This is a genomic window from Planomonospora algeriensis, from assembly GCF_977012225.1.
Genome location: NZ_CDRNDK010000391.1, coordinates 1 through 6020, shown reverse-complemented (window position 1 = coordinate 6020; position 6020 = coordinate 1). Strand labels below are relative to the sequence as shown.

The following is a 6020-nucleotide window of genomic DNA, read 5'->3' as shown; positions in this document are numbered from 1 at the left end:
CCGGAACCCGGCCTATTCACGATGAACAGGAACAAAAGCTAACAAAACTCCCTCTTAGCAGCTACGCGCGACAGAACAAGGATTGTGGCGGCAGCCGAGTTAGCATTGCGAACCTTGATCTTCATCCCTGCAGAATCTGGGTACGCCAACACAGCAACGCGTCTGACGAAAGAGGCATGCTCACGCATAACTTCCTCTTCCCGCTGCTCCTTCGCTTGCTGTGCCCGCTGCGCCTCCCGCTGCACTTCTTCACGTGACTGCTGCTCCTGCTGTCGCATCTCCTCCTCTAACTGCGCCACCCCCATCCATACACTCACGACGATCGCGAATGAAGCGACGATAACGCCTGCGACTTGCCCGCGGCCTCCCAGCAGGCTCCCACGTGCAGCCATCTCAGCATGATCATGCTTGTGACCGCCTTCGCTGCCGCCTGTCGGCTCCTTCAGCACCGCCCCAAGGACTACGCCTACGCCAGAGACCACCGTGAGGAGCAGGAACCAGAACGGCAGCGAGCCCCATCCGAACGGTAAGGGGATGGGAGTGGTCAAAAGCTCGTCAAAGTCAGGCACTGAGCGCCCCCGCCGAGATGGTGTTTCCTCCAAGGATCTTTAAGCGTAACGGTCCGATACGCCCCCTAGTTCCAGTGCTGAGGCATCCATCAGGAGCTCCGGGACGTCACCCGATCATGTGTCCAGCGCCCTGGAGATCTGCCCATTGGCGCGCGCTCGCTGCCCCTCGATGCACTTGGCGTAGACGCGGAGGAGCACATCTACACCGTGGCCGGCCCGCTGGGCGACCTCGGTCGGCGGTACGCCTGCGTTGAGCCAGAGCGAGACCGCAGCGTGCCGCAGATCGTACGGCCGGGCCGCCAGCGGGGAAGCGACCTGCTCGGCAGTGAAAGCCGCCCGACGGGCCTCCTGCCAGACGGCTGAGTACGCCGAGGAGGAGAACGGGCGGCCCTTGCTCGTGCGGAAGAGCCTGCCGTCCCTCTCCGCGCCGTACGCCTCGATGTGCTCTCGGAGGAGCGCGACGAGGACCGGAGGAATCGGGATCTCCCGGGTGTCGTCCTTGGCTCTGTGCTTCAGCCCGCGCTCATCGTGGGTCTCTCCCGAGTCCGTCCACCGTTTGTTCGCCTGTGGACGTGCTCTCTCAAGCGTGATGAGCCCCCACCCCTCGGCGGGGAGGTCTCAGTTAAGCCTGACACAGAGGGGGACGTGAGCGATCTGCTCGTCAATGGTGAGCTCGGGGTCACGGCAGACGATCTTCCAGCGGTGCACTGCGGGGACGGGATGGCTTGGATCAGCGATGCGGCTGCCGCGAACGGTGGTCTCGTCGGGTTCGATCCCGAGGATGGCCGTGATGTCCGCCGCGGAGGTGTCGTAGCTGGACAGCGCGAAGTAGACGTACTGGTTGACGGGCACCTGCGAAGGTTAGGAACCGTGCGGGTCCAGCGCACGTCATTTCGAGTCGGTCGAGGAGATCGATCCAGGGTGCCGGCCACAGCCGGTCGAGGGTGCCGACGCACTCGGCGGCCTTGGTGATCGACATCGACCGAGGTCCCGGTGAACGCTTCGGAGAAGGTCGGGCAGAGTGTCACGGGGATGCCGATGCACTGCCTGGACGACTCCGGGAGTTCTCCCGGAAGGAGCCGCTCTCCGTTGCCGGGACCGGCCTCGAGTCACAGCCGCAGGCCGTACGGCCAGACGGCCAAGCGGCGAGCGTGGGTTCCGCCGTCGGCGGATCTCCGCGGTCAGCGGTGTCCCAGGACGTTGACCACGCGGCCGTTCGGGTCACGGACGAAGAAGCGGCGGACACCCCACTCCTCGTCCTGCAGCGGGTGCACGATCTCGGCGCCGCTGCCGAGCATGGCCGCGTAGGCGGCGTCGACGTCGTCCACCTCGATGCTCATGTCCGGAGCGACGGGTGCCGTCTTGTCAGCGGCCATGATGCTGACCTGCGCCTCGGGAGCGGAAGGGGAGGCGAGGGTCATGATCCAGCCGTGGTTCATGACCTCCTCCAGCCCCAGGAGGCCGTAGAACTCCGCGTTCTCCCCCGGGGCTTCGGACTGGATGTTGGGGACGATCCGACGGACGGACATCGGCGGCTCCTGCGGAAAGCGGGGATGTGCGGGTGATCCTTCCAGGATGGCGCACGGGCTCTGGATCCGGTCCCGCCACCTCGCGGCGGGGCCGGATCCACGGCTCCCAGGGGCACTCCGCGCCGCCGGTCGATGGGCCCCGCCACCGCGGCCCACCGCCGCGGCCGGACAGTCGGCCGCGGCGTCCCGGCGGGGGCTCAGCGCTCGTCGACGACCTGACCGTTCTGCGCCGTCGCGTCCTTGGTGAGCGCCATGGTCAGCGGGGCCTCCGGGAAGATGGCGATGGCGGCGAGCGCGGCGCCCATCTGCGCGCCGCTCTCCCAGTGCCAGGTGTCGCTGTACGTGCCGTCGTCCAGTTCGACCAGGAGCGCTCTCGTCAGTCCCGGATGCGTCTCCCGGACGGTGCCGATCAGTGAGGCCCGGCGGGCCAGGAACTCCTCGAGGTCGGCGGGGTCGACCGAGTAGGTGTGGGATCGGACAGCGGACATGGAGGACTCCTTCACCAGGTGCCGGCGATCTGCCGGATGGGGGCGTTGAGGCGGTTGAACAGGTTGGTCACGGCGATCAGCAGGAGGATCGAGGCGAGTTGCCGCTCGTCGAAGTGGTCGGCGGCCGCGTCCCAGACCTCGTCGGGCACCGCGTCGGCGCGGTCGGCCAGCCGGGTGGCGGCCTCGGCGAGTTCCAGGGCGGCCCGCTCGGCGTCGGTGTAGTACGGCGCCTCGCGCCAGGCGGACACCAGGCCGATCCGCTCGTCGCTCTCGCCCAGCTTCCTGAGGTTCTTCAGGCCCGCGTCCACACAGAAGCTGCAGCCGTTGATCTGGCTGACCCGCAGGTGCACCATCTCCAGGAGCTCTTCGGGGACGCCCTGCGAGCGGGCGGCCTTGGCCAGGTCCTGGATCGGCTGCAACGCGGCCGGGACGATCATGGCGGGGTTCTTCATCCGTGCTTGCATCGTGCTCGCTCCTCCGACGTGGTGTCCCGCCGACGACTGCTTCTCGGCGTCTCGGCGTCTTGCCGACGGAAATGAGGATGTCCGCCCGGATTGATAGGTTCGCGATGCGTCAACGATGGAAGGGCTACACGTGGGGATCCGCTTCACGCTCCTGGGTCCGGTGCAGGTGCTCGCCGACGGCGACGCGGTGCGGGGCATCGCTCCGCGGCACCGTGCGGTGCTCGCCTACCTGCTGCTCAACGCCGGTCGGGTGATCAGCATGGAGAAGCTGATCGACGCCGTATGGGGATACGACCGGCCGGACACCGCCCGGTCGCAGATCCACGCCACGATCACCGCCTGCGCAGGGCGCTCCGCGGCGTCGGCGCCGATCAGGTCCTCGAGACCCGGCCGGGCGGCTACGTCGCGCTCCCCGGGCCCGCCCGGCTCGACGTGCAGGACTTCACCGAATTGGTCGCGGCGGGCCGGTTCCGGGACGCGTTGGAGCTGTGGAACGGCGACGCCCTGGCCGACGTGCACGCCTCCTACGCGCAGGCGCCCGCGCGCTGCTGGACGACCGCCGGCTGACCGCGGTCGAGCGCCTCATGGAGGCCGAGCTCGACACGGGTCACCACGACCGGGTGCTCGACGAACTGGCCGGCCACGTGGCGGCCCAGCCACTGCGGGAACGGCTCGTCGGCCAGCTCGTCCTGGCCCTGCACCGCTCCGGACGGCAGGCCGACGCCCTCGTCGCGGCCCGGTCGTACCGTACGGCTCTCGCCGAGGAGCAGGGTCTCGATCCCGGCCGTGCCTTCGTCGAGCTGGAGCAGGCGGTTCTGACCGACGCCCCCGCGCTCAAGTTCAGGGGCCGGAACGAAGCCGAGGGCCGAGCCGGAGGCCGGGGCACGGCCGAGGACCGGGCCGCAGACCAGGCCGCGACCGAAGCCCAGGCCGCGGACCAGGTCACGGCCGAGGATCGGGCCACAGGTCAGGTCACGGGCCAGGTCACGGGCGGGGCTGCGGTCCGGTCGAACTTTCTGCCCTATGACATTCCCGACTTCGCAGGCCGTACCGCCGAGCTGGACCGGCTGGTCGCGGAGCGGGGGCGCACGATCGTGACGATCGACGGCATGGCCGGCATCGGCAAGACCGCGCTCGCCGTACGCGCCGCCCACCGCCTGGCCGACCGTTTCCCGGACGGCCAGCTCTTCATCGATCTGCGGGCGCACACCGCGGGCCGGGATCCGCTCCCGGCCTCCGCCGCGCTCGAAGTCCTGCTGCGGCAGCTCGGCCTGACCGACATCCCGGTGGCGGAGAGCGAGCGGAGCGCCCTGTGGCGTGCCGAGCTGGCGCGGCGCCGCGTCATCGCCGTCCTCGACAACGCGGCGGACGGCGAGCACGTGCGTCCGCTGCTCCCCGGCGTCTCCGACAGCCTCCTGCTGATCACCAGCCGGAGGCGGCTGATCGGCCTGGACGGCGCGCACGCGCTGTCGGTGGAGGTGCTGCCGCCCCACGACGCGGTCGCGCTCTTCGGGAGCATCGTGGGCGAGCGGGCCACCGCCGAGCCGGAGGCCGTACGGGAGGTGCTGGAGCTGTGCGGGTACCTCCCGCTCGCCATCCGGATCTCCGCCGCGCGTCTGCAGCACCGGCCCCGCTGGACGGCGTCCTACCTGGCCGGCCGCCTGCAGGACGAGCGGCGGCGGCTCGCCGAGCTCGCGACGCCCGAACGGAGCGTCGCGGCGGCGTTCACGGTCTCCTACGAGCAGCTCGGTACGGCGGAGCAGCGCATGTTCCGGCTGCTCGGCCTGGTCCCCGGCCAGGACATCGAACCGCACGCCGCGGCGGCCCTCGCCGGCGTCTCGGTGTTCGAGGCCGAGGAGCTGCTGGAGAACCTCCTGGACGCGCACATGCTCCTGCAGCATGAGCCGGGCCGCTACACCCTCCACGACCTGCTGCGCGAGCACGCCCGCTCCCTCGCCGGAGGCGGCGGCACGAACAACGGTGCGGACGGCGACGCGAACGGCGACGCGGACCACCGCACGGACAGTGACACGGACGGCGACGCGAGCGACGGCGCGGACGGCGGCGCGCTCATACGGTTGCTCCTGCACTACCTGCACCGGTCCCGCTCGGCGGTCAAGCGGCTGTTCCCCCACAGCGTCCCCGACCGGCCGAACATGCCGCCCCAGATCACGCCCGTGGAGCCCATCGGCGGTACGGCGGAGGCCGTCGGCTGGCTCGACGCCGAGCGTTCCAACATCATCGCGACCGTGGTCCACGGGCCCGAGGTGTGCATCAGCCACCTCGCCGTGGCCCTGAGCCCCTATCTCGACCGCCGGGCCCATCATGACGACGCCCTGACCCTGCACACCATCGCACTGCGGCGGAGCCGTGCGCTCGGGGAGCACGCCATGCCGCCGGGCCGCGCGCTCGCCGACCTGTCCTGGACCCACTGGCGGCGCGGCGACTACGAGCAGGCGGAGGCCTTCGCCCACCAGGCACTCGCGGTCTGCGAGGACCCGCACGAGAGGTCGCTCGCGCTCAACGCCCTGGGCAACGTGGCCTGGCGCCGCCGTGAGAGCACCGGCGCCGAGAAACACCTCAAGGAGGCGCTCGACCTCACCCGGATCGCCGGCGACCGGTCCCGGGAGGGGTTCGTCCTCGCCGACCTCGGCATGATCCTGGTCCAGACGGGCCGCCACGAGGAGGCCCGGCGCCATCTCGACCTCGCCCTGGCCCTCTACCGGAAGGAGGGCGACCGGCTCGGCGAGGCCCGGGTGCTCAACCACCTCGGTTCGGCCCTCCGGCAGCAGGGCCGGGCCGAGGAGGCGATGGCCCGCCATCGCCTGGCCGGGGAGCTCTACCGGGCCATGGGCAACGGCAGCGACGAGGCCTCGGCCTTCAACGGGCTGGGCGAGGCGGCCTTGGCGCTGGGCGACCCGGCGCGGGCGATCGACGAGCACACCGCGGCGCTCGCGCTCGCCGGCGCGG

General features: G+C 70.4%; 8 protein-coding genes and 1 pseudogene. 3 read left to right on the top strand and 6 right to left on the bottom strand.

The features are described 5' to 3' along the window. Nucleotides 1-38: 38 nt before the first annotated feature. The 6 genes from ACWJ6R_RS28325 to ACWJ6R_RS28300 all read right to left on the bottom strand — a co-directional run bounded on the left by ACWJ6R_RS28325 (nucleotide 39) and on the right by ACWJ6R_RS28300 (nucleotide 3050). Nucleotides 39-569, bottom strand: a complete 531-nt coding sequence (locus tag ACWJ6R_RS28325) for a hypothetical protein (RefSeq protein WP_449065153.1) — start codon at nucleotides 567-569, stop codon at nucleotides 39-41. A gap of 114 nt (nucleotides 570-683) precedes the next feature. Continuing rightward, nucleotides 684-1052 (bottom strand): hypothetical protein, encoded by a 369-nt coding sequence (locus ACWJ6R_RS28320; RefSeq protein ID WP_449065154.1) that lies wholly within the window; start codon nucleotides 1050-1052, stop codon nucleotides 684-686. Between the two features lie 135 nt (nucleotides 1053-1187). Continuing rightward, nucleotides 1188-1421 carry a DUF4279 domain-containing protein gene (locus ACWJ6R_RS28315; RefSeq protein ID WP_449065152.1) on the bottom strand — a complete coding sequence of 78 codons (234 nt, stop codon included), beginning with the start codon at nucleotides 1419-1421 and terminating at the stop codon, nucleotides 1188-1190. A 329-nt stretch (nucleotides 1422-1750) separates the two neighbouring features. Then, a complete protein-coding gene (locus ACWJ6R_RS28310) occupies nucleotides 1751-2098 on the bottom strand; it encodes a VOC family protein (protein WP_449065151.1) in 348 nt (115 codons plus the stop codon). Nucleotides 2099-2295: 197 nt separating this feature from the next. Continuing rightward, entirely contained in the window at nucleotides 2296-2586 is a 291-nt protein-coding gene (locus ACWJ6R_RS28305; RefSeq protein WP_449065150.1) for a hypothetical protein, read from the bottom strand. A gap of 11 nt (nucleotides 2587-2597) precedes the next feature. Next, on the bottom strand, nucleotides 2598-3050 hold the full coding sequence (locus ACWJ6R_RS28300) for a carboxymuconolactone decarboxylase family protein (RefSeq protein WP_449065149.1): 453 nt from the start codon (nucleotides 3048-3050) through the stop codon (nucleotides 2598-2600). A 115-nt stretch (nucleotides 3051-3165) separates the two neighbouring features. On the opposite strand from ACWJ6R_RS28300, the pseudogene ACWJ6R_RS28295 reads away from it, so the two are divergent. The 3 genes and pseudogenes from ACWJ6R_RS28295 to ACWJ6R_RS28285 all read left to right on the top strand — a co-directional run. Beyond that, nucleotides 3166-3315 (top strand): annotated as a pseudogene (locus ACWJ6R_RS28295) (hypothetical protein); the annotation flags it as partial. Nucleotides 3316-3332: 17 nt separating this feature from the next. Then, nucleotides 3333-3617 (top strand): hypothetical protein, encoded by a 285-nt coding sequence (locus tag ACWJ6R_RS28290; RefSeq protein WP_449065148.1) that lies wholly within the window; start codon nucleotides 3333-3335, stop codon nucleotides 3615-3617. A 17-nt stretch (nucleotides 3618-3634) separates the two neighbouring features. Beyond that, nucleotides 3635-6020 (top strand): ATP-binding protein (locus tag ACWJ6R_RS28285; RefSeq protein ID WP_449065147.1); only part of this gene is annotated, 2386 nt, incomplete at its 3' end.

What these genes read in the sequence shown, in the direction of transcription:
- ACWJ6R_RS28310 (WP_449065151.1), bottom strand. Translation starts at nt 2,098, where the DNA reads ATGTCCGTCCGTCGGATCGTCCCCAACATCCAGTCCGAAGCCCCGGGG.
- ACWJ6R_RS28305 (WP_449065150.1), bottom strand. Translation starts at nt 2,586, where the DNA reads ATGTCCGCTGTCCGATCCCACACCTACTCGGTCGACCCCGCCGACCTC.
- ACWJ6R_RS28300 (WP_449065149.1), bottom strand. Translation starts at nt 3,050, where the DNA reads ATGCAAGCACGGATGAAGAACCCCGCCATGATCGTCCCGGCCGCGTTG.
- ACWJ6R_RS28290 (WP_449065148.1), top strand. Translation starts at nt 3,333, where the DNA reads ATGGGGATACGACCGGCCGGACACCGCCCGGTCGCAGATCCACGCCAC.